The sequence below is a fragment of the Psychrobacter sp. Cmf 22.2 genome (genome assembly GCF_001921745.1).
Lineage (GTDB): Bacteria > Pseudomonadota > Gammaproteobacteria > Pseudomonadales > Moraxellaceae > Psychrobacter.
Genome location: NZ_MRYA01000059.1, coordinates 1 through 252 on the forward strand (window position 1 = coordinate 1; position 252 = coordinate 252).

A 252-nucleotide genomic window follows, 5' to 3' on the forward strand; every position below is an offset into this window, starting at 1 on the left:
TTGTACTCAAAGGCGTACTTAAGTTTTTTATCATGTTTGCGCCGCAGAACGTCTTGCCGATGACAGATATCGACAGTTATTTAAGTTTTGCGCTCAAATTATTCATGGTATTTGGGCTGACGTTTGAGATTCCGGTGGTCACCTTACTATTGATATTGGCGGGTGTCGTCTCCATTCAGAGCTTAGAAGATAAACGCCGTTATATTATCGTCGGCTGTTTTGCCGTTGCAGCGGTCGTTACACCGCCTGATG

1 protein-coding gene is annotated in these 252 nt (G+C 44.4%); it reads left to right on the forward strand.

What is annotated here, in order from left to right; all coding sequences use genetic code 11:
* Window positions 1–252: twin-arginine translocase subunit TatC (locus BTV98_RS13300; RefSeq protein ID WP_143505780.1), on the forward strand; the 252-nt coding region annotated here is incomplete at both ends.